This is a genomic window from Pseudomonas sp. FeN3W, from assembly GCA_030263805.2.
In the GTDB taxonomy this organism is placed as follows: domain Bacteria; phylum Pseudomonadota; class Gammaproteobacteria; order Pseudomonadales; family Pseudomonadaceae; genus Stutzerimonas; species Stutzerimonas stutzeri_G.
The window spans coordinates 3,446,632-3,467,436 of record CP136010.1 but is presented as its reverse complement, the minus strand read 5'-3'; the positions used below and the strand labels follow the sequence as shown (position 1 = coordinate 3,467,436).

The 20,805-nt window shown below is 63.2% G+C and carries 18 protein-coding genes; 3 read left to right on the top strand and 15 right to left on the bottom strand.

Annotation, left to right across the window (positions count from 1 at the left end):
* Positions 1 to 116 precede the first annotated feature (116 nt).
* Positions 117 to 1,190, top strand: coding sequence for an NAD(P)-dependent alcohol dehydrogenase (locus tag P5704_016295; protein WOF77601.1), 1,074 nt, complete (start codon positions 117 to 119; stop codon positions 1,188 to 1,190).
* 140 nt (positions 1,191 to 1,330) lie between these two features.
* Here P5704_016295 and serB read toward each other — a convergent pair whose 3' ends face one another.
* On the bottom strand, positions 1,331 to 2,545 hold the full coding sequence (gene serB, locus P5704_016290; protein WOF77600.1) for a phosphoserine phosphatase SerB: 1,215 nt from the start codon (positions 2,543 to 2,545) through the stop codon (positions 1,331 to 1,333).
* A gap of 202 nt (positions 2,546 to 2,747) precedes the next feature.
* Here serB and P5704_016285 point away from each other — a divergent pair, with 202 nt between their 5' ends.
* Complete coding sequence (locus P5704_016285) at positions 2,748 to 4,277, top strand: AhpA/YtjB family protein (GenBank protein WOF77599.1); 1,530 nt, start codon at positions 2,748 to 2,750, stop codon at positions 4,275 to 4,277.
* Positions 4,278 to 4,434: 157 nt separating this feature from the next.
* Here the strand turns inward: P5704_016285 and P5704_016280 are convergent, their stop codons facing one another.
* The 10 genes from P5704_016280 to P5704_016235 all read right to left on the bottom strand — a co-directional run bounded on the left by P5704_016280 (position 4,435) and on the right by P5704_016235 (position 14,291).
* Positions 4,435 to 5,142 carry a PqiC family protein gene (locus P5704_016280; GenBank protein WOF77598.1) on the bottom strand — a complete coding sequence of 236 codons (708 nt, stop codon included), beginning with the start codon at positions 5,140 to 5,142 and terminating at the stop codon, positions 4,435 to 4,437.
* 183 nt (positions 5,143 to 5,325) lie between these two features.
* Complete coding sequence (gene parC / locus P5704_016275; protein WOF77597.1) at positions 5,326 to 7,578, bottom strand: DNA topoisomerase IV subunit A; 2,253 nt, start codon at positions 7,576 to 7,578, stop codon at positions 5,326 to 5,328.
* Positions 7,578 to 7,961: a VOC family protein gene (locus tag P5704_016270; GenBank protein WOF77596.1), complete on the bottom strand. Its 384-nt coding sequence runs from the start codon at positions 7,959 to 7,961 to the stop codon at positions 7,578 to 7,580. Before P5704_016270 ends, parC begins: the two co-directional genes overlap by 1 nt.
* Positions 7,958 to 8,491, bottom strand: coding sequence for a TIGR02281 family clan AA aspartic protease (locus tag P5704_016265; GenBank protein ID WOF77595.1), 534 nt, complete (start codon positions 8,489 to 8,491; stop codon positions 7,958 to 7,960). The genes P5704_016270 and P5704_016265 overlap by 4 nt, the downstream gene beginning before the upstream one ends.
* Positions 8,488 to 9,471 carry an esterase-like activity of phytase family protein gene (locus P5704_016260; GenBank protein ID WOF77594.1) on the bottom strand — a complete coding sequence of 328 codons (984 nt, stop codon included), beginning with the start codon at positions 9,469 to 9,471 and terminating at the stop codon, positions 8,488 to 8,490. Before P5704_016260 ends, P5704_016265 begins: the two co-directional genes overlap by 4 nt.
* A complete protein-coding gene (parE, locus tag P5704_016255) occupies positions 9,468 to 11,354 on the bottom strand; it encodes a DNA topoisomerase IV subunit B (GenBank protein ID WOF77593.1) in 1,887 nt (628 codons plus the stop codon). The genes P5704_016260 and parE overlap by 4 nt, the downstream gene beginning before the upstream one ends.
* Before the next feature lie 152 nt (positions 11,355 to 11,506).
* Positions 11,507 to 12,112, bottom strand: coding sequence for a YqiA/YcfP family alpha/beta fold hydrolase (locus tag P5704_016250; protein WOF77592.1), 606 nt, complete (start codon positions 12,110 to 12,112; stop codon positions 11,507 to 11,509).
* A gap of 166 nt (positions 12,113 to 12,278) precedes the next feature.
* Positions 12,279 to 13,094 carry a 3',5'-cyclic-AMP phosphodiesterase gene (gene cpdA / locus P5704_016245; protein ID WOF77591.1) on the bottom strand — a complete coding sequence of 272 codons (816 nt, stop codon included), beginning with the start codon at positions 13,092 to 13,094 and terminating at the stop codon, positions 12,279 to 12,281.
* Positions 13,095 to 13,230: 136 nt separating this feature from the next.
* The gene (locus P5704_016240) at positions 13,231 to 13,677 is read right to left on the bottom strand and encodes a DUF1249 domain-containing protein (GenBank protein WOF77590.1); all 447 of its coding nucleotides are present in this window, start codon (positions 13,675 to 13,677) and stop codon (positions 13,231 to 13,233) included.
* Positions 13,674 to 14,291 carry an NUDIX domain-containing protein gene (locus tag P5704_016235; protein ID WOF77589.1) on the bottom strand — a complete coding sequence of 206 codons (618 nt, stop codon included), beginning with the start codon at positions 14,289 to 14,291 and terminating at the stop codon, positions 13,674 to 13,676. Before P5704_016235 ends, P5704_016240 begins: the two co-directional genes overlap by 4 nt.
* A 214-nt stretch (positions 14,292 to 14,505) precedes the next feature.
* Here P5704_016235 and P5704_016230 point away from each other — a divergent pair, with 214 nt between their 5' ends.
* A complete protein-coding gene (locus tag P5704_016230) occupies positions 14,506 to 15,243 on the top strand; it encodes an RsiV family protein (protein WOF77588.1) in 738 nt (245 codons plus the stop codon).
* 25 nt (positions 15,244 to 15,268) lie between these two features.
* Here the strand turns inward: P5704_016230 and P5704_016225 are convergent, their stop codons facing one another.
* The 4 genes from P5704_016225 to P5704_016210 form a co-directional block, all read right to left on the bottom strand.
* Complete coding sequence (locus P5704_016225; GenBank protein ID WOF77587.1) at positions 15,269 to 17,260, bottom strand: nucleoside-diphosphate sugar epimerase/dehydratase; 1,992 nt, start codon at positions 17,258 to 17,260, stop codon at positions 15,269 to 15,271.
* A gap of 12 nt (positions 17,261 to 17,272) precedes the next feature.
* The gene (locus P5704_016220; protein WOF77586.1) at positions 17,273 to 18,289 is read right to left on the bottom strand and encodes a glycosyltransferase family 4 protein; all 1,017 of its coding nucleotides are present in this window, start codon (positions 18,287 to 18,289) and stop codon (positions 17,273 to 17,275) included.
* Positions 18,286 to 19,254, bottom strand: a complete 969-nt coding sequence (locus P5704_016215) for an NAD-dependent epimerase/dehydratase family protein (GenBank protein ID WOF81259.1) — start codon at positions 19,252 to 19,254, stop codon at positions 18,286 to 18,288. Before P5704_016215 ends, P5704_016220 begins: the two co-directional genes overlap by 4 nt.
* A 74-nt stretch (positions 19,255 to 19,328) precedes the next feature.
* On the bottom strand, positions 19,329 to 20,750 hold the full coding sequence (locus P5704_016210; GenBank protein WOF77585.1) for a mannose-1-phosphate guanylyltransferase/mannose-6-phosphate isomerase: 1,422 nt from the start codon (positions 20,748 to 20,750) through the stop codon (positions 19,329 to 19,331).
* Positions 20,751 to 20,805: the final 55 nt, after the last annotated feature.

The following is a 20,805-nucleotide window of genomic DNA, read 5'->3' as shown; positions in this document are numbered from 1 at the left end:
CTCCCGCCAACCCGAATGTCGCCAGACAATCCACCTCAACTTGACTACGATCACCGGCCAGCCGCAGCGCTGAGCTAGAGTGTCCGGACGCCTTCAACTCGAAGAGGAGCCGCACCATGGTCATGATGAAAGCTGCCGTGTTCGTCGAACCGGGCCGCATCGAACTGCAGGACAAGCCCATCCCCGAGATCGGCCCCAACGATGCCCTGCTACGCATCACCACAACCACCATCTGCGGCACCGACGTGCATATTCTCAAGGGCGAGTATCCGGTCGCGCCCGGCCTGACCATCGGCCACGAGCCGGTAGGCGTCATCGAAAAGCTGGGCAGCAACGTCAAGGGCTACCAAGAAGGTCAACGCGTCATCGCCGGGGCGATCTGCCCGAGCTTCACCTCCTACGCCTGTCAGGACGGCCTTCCCTCGCAGGACGGCGGCTGCTCCTGCCACGGCTACAAGCCCATGGGCGGCTGGCGTTTCGGCAACAGCATCGATGGCACCCAGGCCGAATATGTACTGGTACCCGACGCCATGGCCAACCTGGCCCCCGTGCCGGACGGCCTGACCGACGAACAGGTGCTGATGTGCCCGGACATCATGTCCACCGGCTTTGCCGGCGCCGAGGCGGCCAATATCAAGATCGGCGACATCGTGGTGATCTTCGCCCAAGGCCCCATCGGCCTCTGCGCCACCGCCGGCGCCAGGCTGCGCGGTGCCGGCACCATCATCGCCGTGGACGGCGTGGATGCGCGGCTGGATATCGCCCGGAAGATGGGCGCCGATGTGACGCTCAACTTCCGCAATGTCGATGTGGTGGAAGAAGTGCTCAAGCTGACCGGCGGCCGCGGCGTCGACGCCGCCATCGAGGCGCTGGGCCTGCAATCGACGTTCGAGAGCGCACTGCGGGTACTCAAGCCGGGCGGAACGCTGTCCAGCCTCGGCGTCTACTCCAGTGACCTGACCATTCCGCTCGGCGCTTTTCATGCTGGGCTTGGCGACAACAAGATCGTCACCTCGCTCTGTCCAGGCGGCAAGGAGCGCATGCGCCGGCTACTCAACGTGGTCGCCTCGGGGCGGGTCGATCTCGGCCCGCTGGTCACCCATCAATATGCGCTGGACGACATCACCGATGCCTACGACCTGTTCGCCAATCAGCGCGACGGCGTGCTGAAGGTGGCGATCAAGCCCTGACGGCAGCGGCAAGCAAGCGGCAGAAGGTAGGTTGGGTTGAGGCGCGAAGCGCCGAAGCCCAACTCATGCCAAAGCGGTGTCTGATGTTCCGCTCGTTGGGCTTCGCTGCGCTCAACCCAACCTACAGCTTGCAGCTGTTCTTATTCCGTCCCGTCCCGATCCCTGAAGCCCAGCAGATAGAGGATGCCGTCCAACCCCAGGGTGGAAATCGCCTGCTTGGCCGACTGCTTGACCAGCGGCTTGGCGCGGAAGGCAACGCCCAGACCGGCCAGCCCGAGCATCGGCAGGTCGTTGGCGCCATCACCCACGGCGATGGTCTGCTCCAGACACAGCCCTTCCTGCTCGGCCAGCTGACGCAGCAGATCGGCCTTGCGCTGGGCATCGACGATCGGCTCGACCGCCACGCCGGTGACCTTGCCGTTCTCGATCTGCAATTCGTTGGCGAACACATAGTCGATGCCGAGCTTGGCCTGCAGCTGCTTGGCGAAATAGCTGAAGCCGCCGGACAGGATCGCCGTCTTGTAGCCCAGGCGCTTGAGCTCGGCGAACAGCACTTCGGCGCCCTCGGTCAGGCGCAGGCTGGCACCGATGTCCGCCAGCACGCTCTCCGACAAGCCTTCCAGCAGCGCCAGGCGTTCCTTGAAGCTGGCGCGGAAATCCAGCTCGCCACGCATCGCCCGTTCGGTGATCTCGGAGACCTGCTCGCCAACGCCAGCGGCCTTGGCCAGCTCGTCGATGACCTCGGCCTCGATCAGCGTCGAGTCCATGTCGAACACGGCCAACCGACGATTGCGGCGGTAGACCGAATCGCGCTGGAAGGCGATATCGACATTGAGCTCCTGCGCCACACTGAGAAACTCGGCGCGCAGCGCCGCGGTATCGGCCGGCTCGCCGCGCACCGAAAACTCGATGCAGCCCTTGCCCAACTCCTCCGGCATGTCCAGCGGCATACGTCCGGACAGGCGGTCGATATGGTCGATGTTGAGCCCGTACTTCGCCGTGATCGAGCTGACCCGCTGCAATTGCTCGGCGGTGACCTTGCGCGTGAGCAGGGTGACGATGTGCCGGGACTTGCCCTGCCCGGCCACCCAGTGCTGGTAGTCGGCTTCGGCCACCGGGGTGAAGCGCACCTGCTGGTCATGCTTGTAGCCCATGAACAGCACGTCCTTGAGTACCGACGAGGCGCGCTCGTTATCCGGAATCTCGATCAGGATGCCGAACGACAGGGTGTCATGGATCACCGCCTGGCCGATGTCGAGAATGTTCACGCCACCCTGGGCGAGCACGCCGGTGATGGCCGCGGTCAGGCCCGGGCGGTCTTCACCGGTGATATTGATCAGGACGATTTCGCGCAAGGCGCAGCTCCCATGGCAGGCAATGAAGGCGGGCATTCTACATCAGCTGACCAGCGCGCTGGACAAGCGCCGCGGCAGGCATGTCGCGCTCCACCGCAATGGCCTTGGACGCAATTCGTCAGCTTACCGTCGCAGACCTTCAGCGCCCCCCGTGCTTTCCGTATACTGCTCGGCAATTTCCCGACGAGAAGAGCCGCGCTCTGTGAACCGGCCCGCATCCGTAAAGCCAGACAATTTCTTCCTCATGCTCTATCGCGCAGTACGCCAGCATCGCGTGCCGCTGGTGCTGCGTATTGCCAGCCATACGCTGCTGCTGGTGGCGCTGGCACTGATCATCTACGCGTGGGTGATCGGCATGCAGTTCAAGCATGCCATGGAGCAGCAGGCCGATGCGCTCGGCCAGAGTCTGGTCACCCAGACGGCGGCATCGGCCACCGATCTGCTGGTGGCCAACGACATCCTCAGCCTCAACGTGCTGCTGAGCAATCTGGTGAAGAACCCGCTGGTCGCTCACGCAGCGATCTACAGCGTGGACAATCGCGTGCTCGCCGAGTCCGGAACCCGGCCTCAGCAGGGCCTGCTCGGGGACGATAACGGGCTTTATTCGACACCAATCAGCTTTCAGGAAGTGATTGCCGGGCATCTGCGCGTGAGCCTGGACATGCAGCAGTTTCAGCAGCCAATGACCATCAGCCTGCAGAGCATGGGGCTGCTCAGCCTGATCCTGCTGGCGTTGACGCTGATGCTGAGTCTGCGCCTGGGTCGGCAATTGGCGACGCCCCTGATGCAGCTGCGACTGTGGTTGCGTGACCCGGACGATCCCGCCCCGGGTGCCGGGCGGCAGGATGAGATTGGCGACCTTGCGCGGCAATTGCAGGCACGCCTGGTGCCGGAGAAGCCCGAGCCGGAGCTTGATCTGAGCGATGCTCTGGACGACGACTATTTCGACCAGGATGACGAGCGCAGCGTCGATGCACGGCCTGCCGCAACGCAGCCGGAGCGCTTCGATATCGAGCTGGACGACGAGCCACAGCGTTCACGCGGCTTTTCCGCCAATGCTGATGACGACATGCAGCCGCTGGACGACGACGTTCCGTTCGAGCTCCCGCCACTGGCTACCCCGAGCGTACAACCACCTGCCCCGCCACAACCTACCCGCAGCGCCGTGCTGGCCATCCAGCTCGGCGGGCAGGAGCAATTGCGCCGCTTGCCGCGACCGCGCCTGACCGAACTGCTGCAGCGTTATCGCGACTGCCTGCAACAAGCCGCGACGCTCTACCAGGCCGAGCTGCACACGCTCAACGATGGCAGCAGTCTGATGCTGTTTCATAGCCAGGACGACGAGCAGAACTACCTCACCCATGCCATCTGCTGCGGCGAGCTGATGCGCGCGCTGGGCCACGCTTTGCAGATCGACGTCGCCGACAGCGGCATCACGCTGCAACTGCAGCTCGCCCTGACCCAGGGCGACGGTCTGTTCGACCTGAGCCAGGGCGACCTGCTGCTCAGCCAGCCGGCGCAGGCCGCGCTGGATATGTCGCTGCACAGCCGCAATCTTCTGTTGGTAGAGGGCAGCATCAGCGAAGACCGGCTGATTCAGCAGCGCGCGCGTATCCGTCCGATTGCCAGCCCGGAAGGCGCCTGCTGCGTCGAGCGCCTGCTGGACCCTTACCCCTCGCTGCTGGAACGCCAGCTGACGCGCATGCACGAACTACGCAGCCGCATCCACTGACGCAAACCATGCGGTCGTTTTCAAGCGACCATGACCTTTCGGTCAGTCGCACGCCGCGCATGCCCGCATTGGCAACCAGACCGAGAAAACGAAAAAGCCCGACCAGATCACTGGCCGGGCTTCTTCACTGCTGCCTGCAACAGCAGCCGCGACAGGGTCAGAAGCGGAACACTTCCATATCCGTACGAATGGGTTCGGCAGCCGGGATGCGCGGTGCCGGCGCCTCGGCAGACTTGCTTACCTGAGGCCTGGCAGGCGCAACCTTGGGTGCGGTCTTGGCTACCAGTGTAGGCTCGACCGCATCGGCGACCATCTCGCTCAGACGCTGCAGCAGGACACTCTGCGCCCGCACCTGGTCGGTCGCGCTGCCCTGGTGCTCCTCCTGCAGGCGCACCAGTCGACTGCCCAGATGCTTGCCGGCCTTGTCGCGCAGACGCCATTGCGCCTCGAGTACCGCTGGGAATTCGGGGCCAGAATCGAGGCGTGTGATGGATAGCTCGATCTGCACTTCAGGCGTAAAGCCTTCGTCGGCCGGGCCGAGCACCAGGCTTTGCGTATCCAGACGCCAGGCCAGCTGGCGCAGCAACACCTGCTCGACATCGGCCTTCAGGCTGCCCGCCCAGTGGGCGCGCTGCCCGTCGACGGCCAGGCTGCCGTCTGACAGGCGCTGGAGCAAGGCGTCACGCTGCAGATAATCGGCAAGCGTCACCGGTGCCAGCAGCACGGCGGCGCCATCGGTTCGCTCAGGCACTTCAGTCGTACCGCTGTCCAGTCGGTACATTGGCGCAGGCTGCAGGCCGATGCAGCCTGTCAGCCCCATGCTGGCCAGCAACAAAACAGTCGGAACACGCAGCAAATTCTTCATTACCGTCATAACACCAGAGTTCAGGCCGCTCGCGATCACCAGATCGCCAATGCCTCGTGCATATGTCTCGTCGGACAATCGACTCCGCCGACGCGAAAGAAAGCACCGGGCAACATGCCGCAGGCTGGAAAGGCCGCTATCTTCCGTGAAAGCGGCCTTCGATTCCAGCGCCAATACGTTTGGTCATGCTTCGACCAGCAAGCCTTCGACGCGTTGGAAGCCTCGTGGCAGCTTGTTGCCGCGCCTGCCACGCTCTCCTTTGTAGTGCTCCAGATCCTCGGCCTTGAGCGACAGCGTGCGCTTGCCCGCCTGCAACACCAGTGTCGCACCGGTCGGCAACACGGCGAGATCGACCAGATACTCCTCGCGGCTCGCGACCCGCTCGCCGGGGATGCCAATGATCTTGTTGCCCTTGCCCTTGCCCAGCTGCGGCAGATCCCGCACCGGGAACACCAGTAGACGGCCCTCGGTCGTCACTGCAGCCAGCCAATCCTCCTCGCGACTGGCCAGCGGCCGCGGCGCGACGACCTTGGCGCCTTTCGGCAGCGAGAGCAGCGCCTTGCCTGCCTTGTTCTTGGCCTGCAGGTCTTCGCCCTTGACCACGAAACCGTAGCCGGCGTCCGAGGCGATCACGTAGAGCGCCTCATCATCGGGCAGCATCACGCATTCGAAACTCGCGCCCGGCGGTGGCGTCAGCCGGCCGGTGAGCGGCTCGCCCTGGCCTCGCGCCGAAGGCAGCGAGTGCGCCGCCAGCGAATAGCTGCGCCCAGTGGAGTCGATGAACACCGCATATTGATTCGAGCGCCCGGCCGCAGCTGCCTTGAAGCCATCTCCGGCCTTGTAGGACAGCCCGCTGGCATCGACATCATGGCCCTTGGCGCAGCGCGCCCAGCCTTTATCGGAGATCACCACGGTCACCGGCTCGGACGGCAGCAGCTCGTTTTCCGACAGCGCCCGCGCCTCGGCACGCTCGACGATCGGCGAGCGGCGATCGTCGCCGTAGGTTTCCGCGTCCTCGATCAGCTCCTTGCGCACCAGTTTCTTCAGCTTGGTTTCACTACCCAGCAGCGCCAGCAACTTCTCACGCTCCTTGGCCAGCTCGTCCTGCTCGCCGCGGATCTTCATCTCTTCCAGCCGCGCCAGCTGACGCAGGCGGGTGTCGAGGATGTAGTCGGCCTGCAGCTCGGAGAGTTCGAAGCGCGCCATCAGCACCGGTTTGGGCTGATCTTCAGTACGGATGATGTGGATCACTTCATCCAGATTGAGGAAGGCCACCAGCAAGCCTTCCAACAGGTGCAGACGCCTCTCGACCTTGTCCAGGCGGAACTGCAGGCGACGGCGCACGGTGCCGATGCGATAGGTCAGCCACTCGCTGAGCAGGGTGCGCAGGTTCTTCACCTGTGGGCGACCATCGAGCCCGATCACGTTGGTGTTGACCCGGTAGCTGGACTCCAGATCGGTGGTGGCGAACAGGTGCTGCATCAGCGCTTCGACATCGACCCGGTTGGAGCGCGGGATGATGACGATGCGACAGGGGTTCTCATGATCCGACTCATCGCGCAGGTCGGCGACCATCGGCAGCTTCTTGGCCTGCATCTGCCCGGCGATCTGCTCGAGCACCTTGGAGCCGGACACCTGGTGCGGCAGCGCGGTGACTACGACGTCGCCGTCTTCGACACGGTAGACGGCCCGCATGCGAACGGAACCTCGACCTGTCTCATAGATCTTCAGCAGGTCCGCACGCGGCGTGATGATCTCCGCCTCGGTCGGGAAATCCGGCCCCAGCACGTGCTCGCAAAGCTGCTCGACGCTGGCGCTCGGCTCGTCGAGCAGACGCACGCAGGCGCTCGCCACTTCGCGCAGGTTGTGCGGCGGCACATCGGTGGCCATGCCCACGGCAATACCGGTGGTGCCATTGAGCAGCAGGTTGGGCAGGCGCGCCGGTAGCGTCGCCGGCTCGTCAAGGGTGCCATCGAAGTTCGGCACCCAGTCCACCGTGCCCTGCCCCAGCTCGCTGAGCAGCACCTCGGAATAACGCGACAGCCGCGCCTCGGTATAACGCATGGCGGCGAAGGACTTGGGATCGTCCGGCGCACCCCAGTTGCCCTGGCCATCGACCAGCGTGTAGCGATAGCTGAATGGCTGCGCCATCAGCACCATCGCCTCGTAGCAGGCACTGTCGCCATGCGGATGGAACTTGCCGAGTACGTCACCGACGGTACGTGCGGACTTCTTGTGCTTGGCATCGGCGTTCAGGCCGAGTTCGCTCATGGCATAGATGATGCGCCGCTGCACCGGCTTCAAACCGTCGCCAATATGCGGCAGTGCGCGATCCATGATCACGTACATGGAGTAGTTGAGGTAGGCCTGCTCGGTGAAATCGGCGAGGGAGCGACGCTCCACGCCGTCCAGGCTCAGGTCGAGGGATTCGCTCATCAGCAATTTTCTTCAGCAAAGGATGGATGACTCACAGCTGGTTGCTCGCCGAACTTGAGCAAGTTGCCGTGGGCGTCGATGACATAAAGTTCTTGCATGCCCCAGGGCTGCATAACGGGCGCGTCCAGGACCAGGCCACGCTGACAGAACTCCCGGTACAGCGCCTGGCAATCGCCGGTACGTATGTAGCAGGAGGTGTTCTCGGCAACGTGGCGCTCAGTGCAAAGCCAGAAATGCAGCTGCGCACCGTCGCGCTCCACGATCAGGTAGTCAGTGGCCTGCAGCACGACCTGGAAACCCAGATAGGTCGTGTAGAAGCCGCGGCTTTCATCGAGATTCAACGAAGCCAGGACAGGCACCGTGGACTGTATGAGCGCCCTCATCGGTCTTGCCCCTGAGGTAGTTGCTGGCGCAGCACCAGGGTGCCAGCGCGCTGGGTGAATTCAAGCTGCTTCAGTGCGCTCATACCGAGCAGAACCTGTTCGCTGCGAAAGCCGGGGGCGACGATAGCGCGCACGTCGTGCAGCCGGATGTCACCCAGATCGAGGCTCGACAGCACGGTGCGATAACCGGTGGTCTGGCCGTTGGCGGTGTGCAGCATCACCGGTGCGCCACGCTCCAGCCCCAGCCTTTCGGCCAGTTCGGCCGGCACCGCGACATCAGTGGCGCCGGTGTCGAGCAGAAAGGTGACCGCCTCGCCGTTGATCTTGCCGCTGGCGACGAAATGTCCCTGGACGTTGCCAGCCAGCTGCACCTCGATCTGCTCGCCCTGCAGCTGGGATACCGGTTGGCGGTTGGGGTTGACGCGATCTGCCTCCCAGGCGGCAAAGAAGCGTGTGGCCAGGAACAGCCCGATACCCCAGGCGAGCACCAGCATCACCCGCCCGGCACGACGCCCGGCCGTCTGGCTCAAGGCTTCGCACCCCAGCCGCCTTTCGGCGCGGAGAATCGCCAGACAATGGGACGCTTCTCGCCGTCACCGCGAGCCTTGCCGTTGTTGTCGACGCCAATCCAGGCGCCCTCTTCGTCGATCCACAGCGCTTCGGCATTACCGTAGGGCTCTGCGTAACGGCGCTCCTCGGTCAAAGCCTCCTCGGCGAATGACCAGCAGCGCTCGACCGCACCAGTGCTGAGGCTGCGACGGCAGACGCGGTAGGCCGAGGGTTCCAGCACGAAGACCTTGTCACCGAAGAACGCCACCGCCGAGAAGCTTTTCGGCAGCGGTGCATCGCCCAGTGCAGGGGGTGGCGGCTGATCGCCACCCTCGGCCATCAGCACGCAGCCGCCAGTGCACTGCCAACTGCTCTGCTGGCGATGCAGTACCAGCAACCCTCGGCGCTCACGCTCGGCGGCGAGCCAGAGGCGCTCGGCCTTCGGATCGACGGCGATGCCCTCGAACAATGCATTGAAATGCCAGAGCATGCCGCTGGCCCGCGCCTGGCGCACCAGCGATTCGGGCAGGCGCAGCCACTCCGCCGTGCCCGCCGGGCTCACCCGCAGCACGGCGGCATGCGCCTCGCTGACCAGATAGCGATTGCCCAGGCTGTCGCAGCTCAGCCCTTCGAAATCCAGGTGACCACCGCGTACGTGGCCACTGAGCCAGGTGCGCATGCGCATGCCCCAAGGCAAACCGCTATCCGGCGGAGGGCCGGCTTCGAAGCGCTCGGGCTCCGCCTGCCAGGGCGATACGCTGGTATCCAGACGATAGAGAACGTCATCCTCGCGGTCGGAAACGGCCCACAGCGCATCGCCACACCAGGCTATTCCGGACAGGTTGCCACCGCTCATACCCGCCACCGGATGCTCGCTCAACAGCTTCAGCTCGGGCGCCGGCTCGTTGGCCCAGAGCGGTGCCGAGGCCAGACTCAGCAGCGCTAGCCAGCGACGGATCAAACCAGCACCTCCGCCAGGTTGCCCTTGGACTCGAGCCAGCTCTTGCGATCGCCGGCGCGCTTCTTCGCCAGCAGCATGTCCATGATTTCGCGGGTACCCTCGAAATCATCCAGGGTCAGCTGCACCAGGCGGCGAGTATTGGGGTCCATGGTGGTTTCCCGCAGCTGCGGCGGGTTCATTTCACCAAGGCCCTTGAAGCGCGTCACCTGAGGTTTGCCGCGGCGTTTCTCGGCCACCAGCCGCTCGAGAATGCCGTCGCGCTCGGCCTCGTCGAGCGCATAGAAGATGTCCTTGCCCAGGTCGATGCGGTACAGCGGCGGCATGGCGACATAGACATGGCCGGCCTCGACCAAAGGGCGGAAATGCTGAACGAACAGGGCGCAGAGCAACGTGGCGATATGCAGGCCGTCGGAGTCGGCATCGGCGAGGATGCAGATCTTGCCGTAGCGCAGCTGGGCCAGATCGGTGGCGCCCGGGTCGACGCCGATGGCCACGGCGATGTCGTGCACCTCCTGGCTGGCGAGCACCTCGCCGCCGTCGACTTCCCAGGTGTTCAGGATCTTGCCGCGCAGCGGCATGATCGCCTGGAACTCCTTGTCCCGTGCCTGCTTGGCGGAGCCGCCGGCCGAGTCGCCCTCGACCAGGAACAGCTCGGCGCGCATCGGGTCCTGCCCGGCGCAGTCGGCCAGCTTGCCGGGCAGCGCCGGGCCTTGGGTGATCTTCTTGCGCTCGACCTTCTTGCCGGCCTTGAGCCGGCGCCCGGCGTTGCTGATCGCCAGTTCCGCCAGCTGCATGCCCAGCTCCGGATGGGCGTTGAGCCAGAGGCTGAAGGCATCCTTGACCACGCCGGAGACGAAGGCGGCGGCCTCGCGGGACGACAGGCGTTCCTTGGTCTGCCCGGAGAACTGCGGCTCCTGCATTTTCATCGAGAGGACGAAGGCGATGCGCTCCCAGATGTCTTCCGGCGCCAGCTTGAGCCCACGCGGCAGCAGGTTGCGGAATTCGCAGAACTCACGCATGGCATCCAGCAGGCCTTGGCGCAGGCCATTGACATGGGTGCCGCCCTGAGCCGTTGGAATCAGGTTGACGTAGCTCTCCTGAACGCTCTCGCCGCCCTCCGGCAGCCACAGCAGCGCCCAGTCCACCGCCTCGGTATTGCCGGCCAGGGCGCCGACAAAGGGTTCGTCCGGCAGGCGCACATACTCGCTGACCGAGTCCACCAAGTACGAACGAAGACCATCCTCGTAATGCCACTCGACCTTCTCACCGCTGGCCTTGTCCTCGAAGCTGACGCTCAGCCCCGGACAGAGCACAGCCTTGGCCTTGAGTACATGCTTGAGCCGGCTGATGGAGAATTTGGGGGAATCGAAGTATTTCGGATCGGCCCAGAAGCGCACGCTGGTACCGGTGTTGCGCTTGCCGACGCTGCCGATGACTTCCAGGTCGGTGGCTTTGAAGCCATCGGCGAAGCTCATGCGGTACTCGTTGCCGTCGCGCTTGACGGTCACTTCGACCCGCGTCGACAACGCGTTGACCACCGAGATGCCGACGCCGTGCAGACCACCGGAGAACTGATAGTTCTTGTTGGAGAACTTACCGCCCGCGTGGAGCTTGGTGAGGATCAGCTCGACGCCCGGCACACCCTCTTCCGGGTGAATGTCCACCGGCATGCCACGGCCGTCGTCGATCACTTCCAGCGAATTGTCTTGATGCAGGATCACCTGGACCGAGCGGGCATGGCCGGCGAGGGCTTCGTCGACGCTGTTGTCGATGACTTCCTGGGCCAGGTGATTGGGCCGCGAGGTATCGGTGTACATGCCCGGGCGCTTGCGCACCGGGTCGAGGCCGGAAAGAACCTCGATGGCTTCTGCGGTATAAGACATCTGTCTGGCACTGTCCTTATGTTCTGAATGAATCAGCCCTTGCGGGCAGCGGAATCCGCGCAACGCCAGAATGAAATGGCCGGTCCGCGTTCGCGAAACCACCCTGACCGCCGACCAGCCGCGCTAACGTTGCGCCGCGCATCAGCATCCCTTCAGAGCCGATCAAGCCATGCCTGCGGCTCGAAGCCGGCGAAGGCCAGCAGCGCCGGCAGACGCTCGGCAAATCCCTGGAAGCCATGGTCACCACCGGCCTGAATGCGCAGTGCACAGCCACGATAGAACTGCGCGGCGTCACGGTAATCCAGTGTCTCGTCGCCCGTCTGCAGCCAGACCTGATAGCGCTCGGCATCCTGTGGTGGCGCGGTTTCCAGTTCCGCCAAGGCGGTTACATGATCGTCGGTGAGGTCCCAGACTTCCCCGCTATACAGATTGGTCTGCGGCCCAAGATAACCGTCGAACCGGCGGTGCGGTGTCACGGCCGGATTGATGAGCAATGCCTTGAGGCCATGGCGCTCGGCGAGGTGCGTCGCATAGTAGCCGCCAAGCGAGCTGCCGACCAGCAACGACCGGCCGAGCTCGGCCAGGCATGCTTCGAGTTGGGCAATGGCCTGACGCGGATGATGGTGCAGTGCGGGGACCCGCAAGCGTTCGGCCATGCCCAGTTTCTCCAGCGCAGCGGACAACTGGCTGGCCTTCTGCGAGACCGGTGAGCTGTTGAGACCGTGGATATAGAGAATCGAAGGTGAATAGCTGGACATGGATACAGTTCGCTGGAAAAGCGCAAGGCTACAAGGCACACGCTGCCATCTGCAAGCAGACCGGCAGCGAGGCTACGCACGACATTCGACGGATAGGAAACAACCAGAAACGCTTCGCTGCGGCCTGGCACCATGGTTCACTGCGCCGGCTCAGGAACCGTAGGCCTCAATAGCCCTTCACGCTGTAATCGATTTCAAACTCGATACCGCTTACCCGGGAAACCGCGGTTTCCAGCTTCCCATCGGCGTACAGCCGCAACCAGCGATACCCCGGCGCTACGCTATCGACCTGGAAGTCTTCGCTCTGCGGCGTGAACTGCACGCCCGTCGACGGCGTGGCCAGCAGCCGAACCCCATTGCGCGACTGATCGAACGCCTGATGGATGTGGCCCCAAAGCAGCGCACGCACGTTGTCGTGGCGGTCCAGCACCTCGAACAGCGCCTCGGGATTGCGCAGCCCGATGCCGTCCATCCAGCGGCTGCCAATGGATACGGGATGGTGATGCAAACAGACCAGGTGATGCCGCTCGGGCGCCTCGCCCAGGGCGCGATCCAGCAGCTCGAGTTGATCGCCACGCAGCATGCCATACACCGAGCCGGCAACCAGGGTGTCGAGCATCACGACGCGCCAGCCACCGATCTCAAGCACTGGCTCCATCAGCTCACTGCCACGGGTGGCCTCGCGCATGGCGCCGAGTTCATCATGGTTGCCGGGACACCAGCGCGCTGGCGCCTCGATGCGCCCGGCCAACTGGCGGAAGCGCTGGTAGGACGCCACCGAACCGTCCTGGGACAGATCACCGGTAGCCAGGATCAGGTCGATGCGCGGCTGCTCTTCGATGGCCAGCTCGACCACCCGCTTCAGACTGTCGCAGGTATTCATGCCCAGCAGCTTGCCGTCCGCTTCGGCAAACAGGTGGCTATCGGTGAGCTGCACCAGCAGAACCGAATCTTCAACAGCAGTCAGGGGCGCACCAGGCAAGGCCCTTCTCCTTGAGCGAAATCGAAACGGAATTATGGTAGGAGCCCATCCGGAGGGTAAACCTCGGGTTGTGGGCCTGGGTCACAGAACCGCGTTGCGATGCGCGTGTGCCTGCTTCGTCAATAGATCAACGGCTTCAGAGCACGGGCTCCAGCTCATGGCCACAGGCCAGGCAGTGCCCCAGCCACTCGCCGAGAAAGAGATTGAGCTGGTTCTTCTCATCAGGCTGGTGCATCTGCGCGTTGGGGTAGTGATAGATGCCGCGGAAGCGCCGGGCGTTCTCGGCACGAACCACTTCGGCCATGCGTGCATCGTGATAGACGCGCACTTCCATCTTCGGCACCGGCAACCAGGTCAGACAGTGCTCCTGACTCACCCGCACGGTGGTGGTGTAAGGGCAGCTCTCCAGCACCTCGAGTACCAGTACGCCGAGCAGCAGGTCACCCTGGCTGATGGCGATGCGCCGCGCTTCGCAGCCGCTGCGCATGCCCGGCAACAGACGCATCAGACGCAGATAGTTGGCTTCGCAGGCCGCCTGCAGTTCGAGCAGATCGACTCGGTATCGCTCGCGCGTCTTCCTCATGCCCACTCCCCCCGCACCTGCTCGCGATTCAAGGCCAGCCACTGCAGTGCAATGATGCTGGCCGCGTTGTCGATTCGACCGTCGGAAATGGCGCGCAGTGCCTCTTGCAACGACCAGACATGCACACGGATGTCCTCGCCCTCTTCGGCCAGCCCGAACACACCATCGACCCCTTCGCTGTCGCAGCGGCCTATATAGAGGTGTACGCGCTCGTCACTGCCGCCCGGCGATGGAAAGTAACGCGTAATCGGCCACAACTCGCCCAGCTCCAGCCCGGCCTCTTCCACCGCCTCGCGACGGGCGACTTGATCCGGCGCCTCGTCTTTGTCGATCAGCCCGGCGACCAGTTCGATCAGCCAGGGATTGTCGACCTTGCCCAGCGCCCCGACACGAAACTGCTCGATCAGCACCACACGGTCGCGCAGCGGATCGTAGGGCAGCACGCATACGGCATCGTGGCGCACGAACAGTTCGCGGCTCAACTCGGCGCCCATGGCACCACTGAACTGACGGTGGCGCAGGTGGACGCGCTCCAGCCGATAGAAACCGCTGAAGCATTGCTCTCGACGAAGGATCTGGACATCATCCGGACCGGGTTTGAAGGTCTCGCTCATGGGTACCACTCATATCGGTTTGATTCGCGCCTTGCCGGCGGCGAATGACTGCAACCGTCACGTCGTGAGCGGCTTTGTGGCCATCCTAACGCGGCATCGTCTCTGACGCAGCCCTTTGCAGACCGCCGTAACCGAAGATCGCTCCACTGCCGCCAGCGCACGAACTTCGCGCAAGCGCGGCGATCGAAAGCGCACTGTCATGCCTGGACCAACCATGTATTCAATCGCATCCATCCGCCACCTCATCCTGCTGGGCAGCCTTCTCCTGCTGCTCGGGGGCTGCCAGCACCTGATCGCCGAACGCCCCGTCGAAGTCCGTCAAATCGTCACCGAGCATCGTCCGCAAGGCTGCGAGGGCGACAGCTGCCCACTGGTGAACATCGATACCCTGACCTTCGCCAACGAACCTGAACTCGACCGCCTGATCGATGCACGGCTGCGGCGGATGACCATCAACGGCCCGGATGACCGTCTGCCCGCGTCGCTACAGGATTACCAGCAGCGCTTTCTGAGCACCGCCGAGCCGGGCTGGAGCAGCTACCTGCAGGCCAAGCTGCGCGAGCAGCATGGCGACATCCTGGTGGTCGAGTTCTCCAGCTACCTGTATGTCGGTGGCGCCCACGGCATGCCCGGACGCGGCTTCATCAACTACGATCGCGAGCAGAACCGCGAGCTGCGCCTGGAGGACCTGCTGATTCCGGGGCAGGAAGGTAACTTCTGGCGCGTCGCACGCCAGGCGCACCAGCGTTGGCTGGTGGAGAACGAACACGATCAGGACGCCGAGTTCGTCGACTTCTGGCCCTTCCAGCAGACGCCGAATATTGCACTGCTGAAAGACAGCGTGTTGCTCAAGTACGACGTCTACAGCATCGCGCCCTATTCGAGCGGGCACCCTGAACTGGTGATTCCACGCGAGGCATTGGTCGATGTGCTAGCGCCGGCCTACCGATAGACTGGCCACCAAGCCGCAGGTGCCACTATGGGCTGCCCTTTCCGTGCCGCTGGCAAAAGAGCCAATCGACAATATCGCCCTCGGGGTGATAACCATCGACCACGCCGTGCAGGACCTGCCGCACATGCGCTAAATCGTTCTGCTCCACCGCTTGCCCAAGAGCAGCGATGATGGAGCAGAACTCGCTCCATGGCATAAATCGTTCGTTCGCACGCATGATCATCGGATGCGCGGTCGGCGTCACATTTTCCCCGATCAGCAACTCCTCATACAACTTTTCTCCCGGCCGCAAGCCGGTGAACTCGATGGCGATGTCGCCTGCGGGGTTGTCAGCGTCGCGCACGGAGCAGCCGGACAGGTGGATCATTTTGCAGGCCAACTCGAGGATCTTTACCGGCTGCCCCATGTCCAGCACAAACACGTCGCCCCCTTGCCCCATGGACCCAGCCTGCAACACAAGCTGGGCAGCCTCGGGAATAGTCATGAAGTAACGGGTTATGTTGGGATGCGTGACGGTCACCGGACCACCAGCGCGGATCTGCTCGCGAAATAGCGGAATCACCGAACCGGACGACCCCAGCACATTGCCGAATCGCACCATGGTGAAGCGGGTCTGATTGACATGGTTGATACCTGCCTCGTCACCGAACAGCACAGGCGCAGCTTCGGCACTGAGCGCCTGCAGCGCCATTTCCGCGAGCCGCTTGGTACCCCCCATTACATTGGTTGGTCGCACGGCCTTATCGGTAGAAATAAGCACGAAGTTACGCACGCCTGAGCGAACCGCTGCCTGGGCGCAGTAGAGCGTGCCAAACAGGTTGTTCAGTACGCCTTCGCCGACATTGTGCTCGACCATCGGCACATGCTTGTAGGCCGCCGCGTGGTAGACGGTATCGACCTTCCAGCTCTGCATCACGTCAAGCAGTCGTTGCGAATGTCGGACCGAGCCCAGCACCGGCACCAGCTCCAAAGCTGCCCCGCGTTGCAGCGACAAGCGCTCGAGCTCAGCATGGATTTGGTACAAACCATATTCATTGTGATCAAGTAGGATGAGAACGCGGGGGGCAAGATCCAGGATCTGACGACTCAGCTCCGAGCCGATCGATCCACCGGCGCCGGTCACCAGAACCACCTTGGTGCGTATGCACGACTCAAGCAGATCGATGTTAGGTGCCACTGCGTCACGCCCTAGCAGGTCGGCGATGTCGACTTCCTGAATATCCTCGACCTTGACCCGCCCGCTTGCCAGATCCATGAACCCTGGCACAGAGCGTACATGAACAGGGTACCCCTCCAGAGCGGCGAGGATCTCGCGCCGCCGCGCTCGGCTCGCCGAAGGGATGGCAAGCAGCACTTCGCTGGCACCAGTTTCCTCGATCAGCTGATCGATGCGGCTAGGTTTATATACTTGCAGGCCGGCAATCACTCGATTGACGATGTCAGGATCGTCATCGATAAAGGCCATCGGACGCATGGAGCGGCCGGCACGCAGGGCAGCGGCCAGTTGATTACCGGCCGCACCTGCCCCGTAGATTGCCACCCGGGGCAATCCATCCTGCCGGGAAAGCGGATTAATAAGACGAACGCTGTACCAGTCGCCGAGCACGTACTGCCGCAAAAGCAGGCGCAGCCCTCCAAGCAGGATCAGGCTCAGCCACCAATAGTTGAACACCAACGAGCGCGGCACAATCGCCGGTGCTCCGCGGTACCAGTAGATGACCAGCGCCAGTAGCAGCGAAGACAGCGTGACGGCCTTCGCAATGGCCAATAGGGCGTCGTTACCCAAGTAGCGCATCACCGCGCGATACATACCAATGCGGATGAAGATCGGAACGGCGATCAGCGGCGCGGCGAGGAATAGCCAGGCATGCCCCGAGAGCGGCTCGACCTTGCTGAACGAACCCAGCCGCACGACGAAGGCTAGCCAAAGCGCCAGCCAAACCAGCACCACATCGGTCAGCACCTGCAGAAGGCGCTTGTAGCGCCGCGGCAGGTTCAGCAATCTGTCACGCAGCATCGCGGTTCTCTTTCACCTGGTTCGCTCCGGGGTGCCTGCGCCAAGCCAAATGGCGAGAGCCAGCAAGGGCAAATAGGCTACAATCAGTCCCGCTAAGCCCTCTAGCCTGCCCACGGCTACCAGCGCCGCAATCGGGCCCAGCCAGCCCAGATTGATAGCCACCACACCGAGCGTGATCGGCACATGCCGGCCGACCCGTCGCGCGGCGATCTGATACGCGTGACTGCGATGGGCCTGATGGATAGCCTCGCCCCGCTGCAGACGACGCAGCAGCGTAAAAGTTGCATCGACAACGAATACGCCAGCCAGAACCATCCAACACCACAACAGCACCGGTGCCTGCCAAGCGGCATGCAGCGCAAGTGCGCCGAAAACCAACCCAAGAAAGCCACTACCCACATCGCCCATGAAAATTCGCGCACGTGGAAAGTTCCAGAACAGGAAACCCAGCGTCGCCGCAGCAACCAGCCACTCGACCGAGGCATCACCCGGCATGCCGGCAAGCGTATAACACAGCGATGCGAGCAGGCCGAGGGTGAGCGCCTCGGCACCAGCGATGCCATCGATCCCATCCATGAAGTTGAACAGATTGAGCCCCCAGACCAGGCCCACACTCGCCAATGCAAACCCCATCGGCCCAAGGTCAAGCGTATGGCCGAATAGTGCAATTGCCGGCAACCCGCCAAGCCAGGCAACCACCCAGATGGCCGCGACAAAATGGCCAAGCAACCGCCAGCCGGCCGCAACGTGCCCATGATCGTCGACAAATCCAAGTAGCGCGACGCCGGCTCCGCCCCCTAGCACCGCCCAGGCAAGCTCCCGACCCACGGAGCCCCAAAGGAGCAAGGCTGCGATGCCAGCCAGCACGACGAGCACAATAGCCAGCCCGCCACCGCGGGGAGTGGCTATGCGATGCGAGCTGCGCGCATTCGGAATATCGATCAGCCGACGACGTTCTGCATAAATTCGAAGCCCGCCTGTCAGCGCCCAGGAAGCCAATACCGCAAGCAGGATCACCGGTTCGATCACAGGTGGCGCTCCGCAAGAAACCATCGAGCGGTGGCAGCCAATGCCTGGTCTACCGAAACCGGGGGCCGCCACTGCAGCAACTGCCGTGTCGCGGCATCGTCCACCTCCAACGAGCCACACAGACGCTCGTACAAAGCAGGGCGACGGACCAGACTGGCCCCGGCCTTGAGCCATATTGGCGGCACCCCCACTAAGCGTGCCGGGCGCCCAAGCGCACGCCCGATGCCTCTCAATAACTCGGGAGTGGACATCGGCTCGCCGTCACTGATCAGCAGCACCTGACTCGCTGCGGCAGGATGGTCCATGCAGACCACCAGCAGATCCACCAGATTGTCCAGCGCGACCAGGCTGCGCCGATTGCGAACACCACCCAGCGGCAAAGGCCATCCATGCTGCACCGCCCGAAAGAGACTCAAGAAGTTGGCTTTCACGCCTGGCCCATAGATCAACGGCGGTCGCACGATGACGATTTCCATGCCTGTCTCGGCGGCCAGGGTGCCGAGTGCCCGCTCGGCCTCCAGCTTCGACAGCGCATAGGGCTCGACCGGAGCGGCAACATCCGAAGCGGTGAAAGGCTTCACCGACGTCTGCTCACCGTTGACCTTGATGGTGCTGACAAATACGAAGCGCCGGGCGCCCAGCCGTGCGGCCTCCCGAGCCAATTCCACGGTGAGCTCGAGATTGACCTGGCGATATTCTGCAAGTGGGTCTGTTGAACGCTCCTGCAGCACATGCGCTCGACCAGCGCAGTGGACCAGGACATCCAGCTTCTCCGGGGCCGCCCCGGCGGCGAACAGACGCTCCCGCGACGCAGGCACCGGCACAACCCCGGCCGGCAGTGACGCATCGCTTCGCCGAACCCAGCCCAGCACTTCCAGGCCGGGTTGCGTGGCCAGCCGGCGCAGCAGTGCCGCTCCGACGAAACCTGAGCCGCCAGTGACCAACACCTTCTGCTTTGTAGTCAATTCCACGATTCCCTGCTGGAAGGTCCAGTCACCACCGACACCTTGCGGCGATAGAGCGGGGCACATAACAACGCTCAGTTGGCCGGAACGCGTCCATAGCGGTCCTCGAAGCGAACGATGTCATCCTCACCCAGATACGCGCCGGACTGCACCTCGATGAGTTCCAGCGGCACCTTGCCTGGATTCGACAACGAGTGCTTAATGCCCAGCGGGATATAGGTCGACTGATTCTCCGAAAGAATCATCTCCTTGTCGCCACATACGACCTTGGCAGTTCCGGATACGACGATCCAGTGCTCGGCGCGGTGATAATGCAACTGTAATGACAGGCACTCACCGGGCAGCACGGTGATGCGCTTGACCTGATAGCGCTCACCCTTGTCGACCGTGTCGTAATGGCCCCACGGACGGCTTACCAGTGGATGGCTGGCATGCTCTTCCCGCTCCTCGGCCTGCAAACGCTGAACGATGGCCTTGACCTGCTGGCACTGCTCCTTGTGCGCTACCAGTACCGCATCCTTGGTTTCAATAATCACTAGCCCCTCGACTCCCACCGTTGTGACCAGACGATGATGGGACTGCACAAGGCTGTTTCGAGTATCGACGGCCATGACATCGCCCTGAAGGCCATTGCCATCCGCATCGCGCTCGCTCACATCGAGAATCGCCGCCCAGCTGCCCAGATCGTTCCAGCCGGCGTCCAGCGGTACCACTACACCGGCATCGGTATGCTCCATCACCGCATAGTCCACCGACTCGTCATCGCAGCGGGCAAATTGCTCGGCCGGCACATGCAGGAAGTGGCTGTCTTGCTCAGAAGCCGCCAGCGCGTCTCGGCACGCAGCGAGGTTGTCAGGGCGATGGCGCTCCAGCTCCGCCAGAAAGCGCGAAGCACGAAACATGAACATGCCGCTGTTCCAGAGGTAGTTGCCCGCGGTCAGATATTCCTGCGCCAGCTCGGCAGATGGCTTTTCCTTGAAAGCGGAAATGGCATGGCCACCCTCTCCAAGCACATCACCACACTGGATATAACCAAAGCCGGATTCTGCATGAGTCGGCATAATGCCGAAGGTAACCAGGCGCCCCTCATGGGCTTGGCCTAGTGCGATCTTTATCGCCTCACGGAAGGCAGTCACATCCTGAATATAGTGATCGGCCGCCAGTACAAGCAAAACAGGATCATCCCCCTCAGCAATGGCATCGAGCGCCGCCAACGCAATGGCCGGGGCCGTATTGCGTGCCATGGGCTCCAAGATGATGCGGCGGCTTGTACGCTTTGCCAGGCGCAACTGCTCTGCAACGACAAAACGATGATCCTTGTTGCTTACGACCAGCGGCGCGGTGTGCTCCAACCCGTCCAAACGAGCCAACGTGCGCTGAAACATGGTGCCCTGCGCCTGACCGTCAAGCTCCAGAAACTGCTTGGGCATACGCTGGCGCGACAGCGGCCAGAGGCGTGTACCGCTGCCGCCAGCAAGGATTACGGGCGTGAACATAGGAACTCCGAAAAGCCATCAATGGCAAAGCGGGTCATTATCAAAGCGCTCCCGT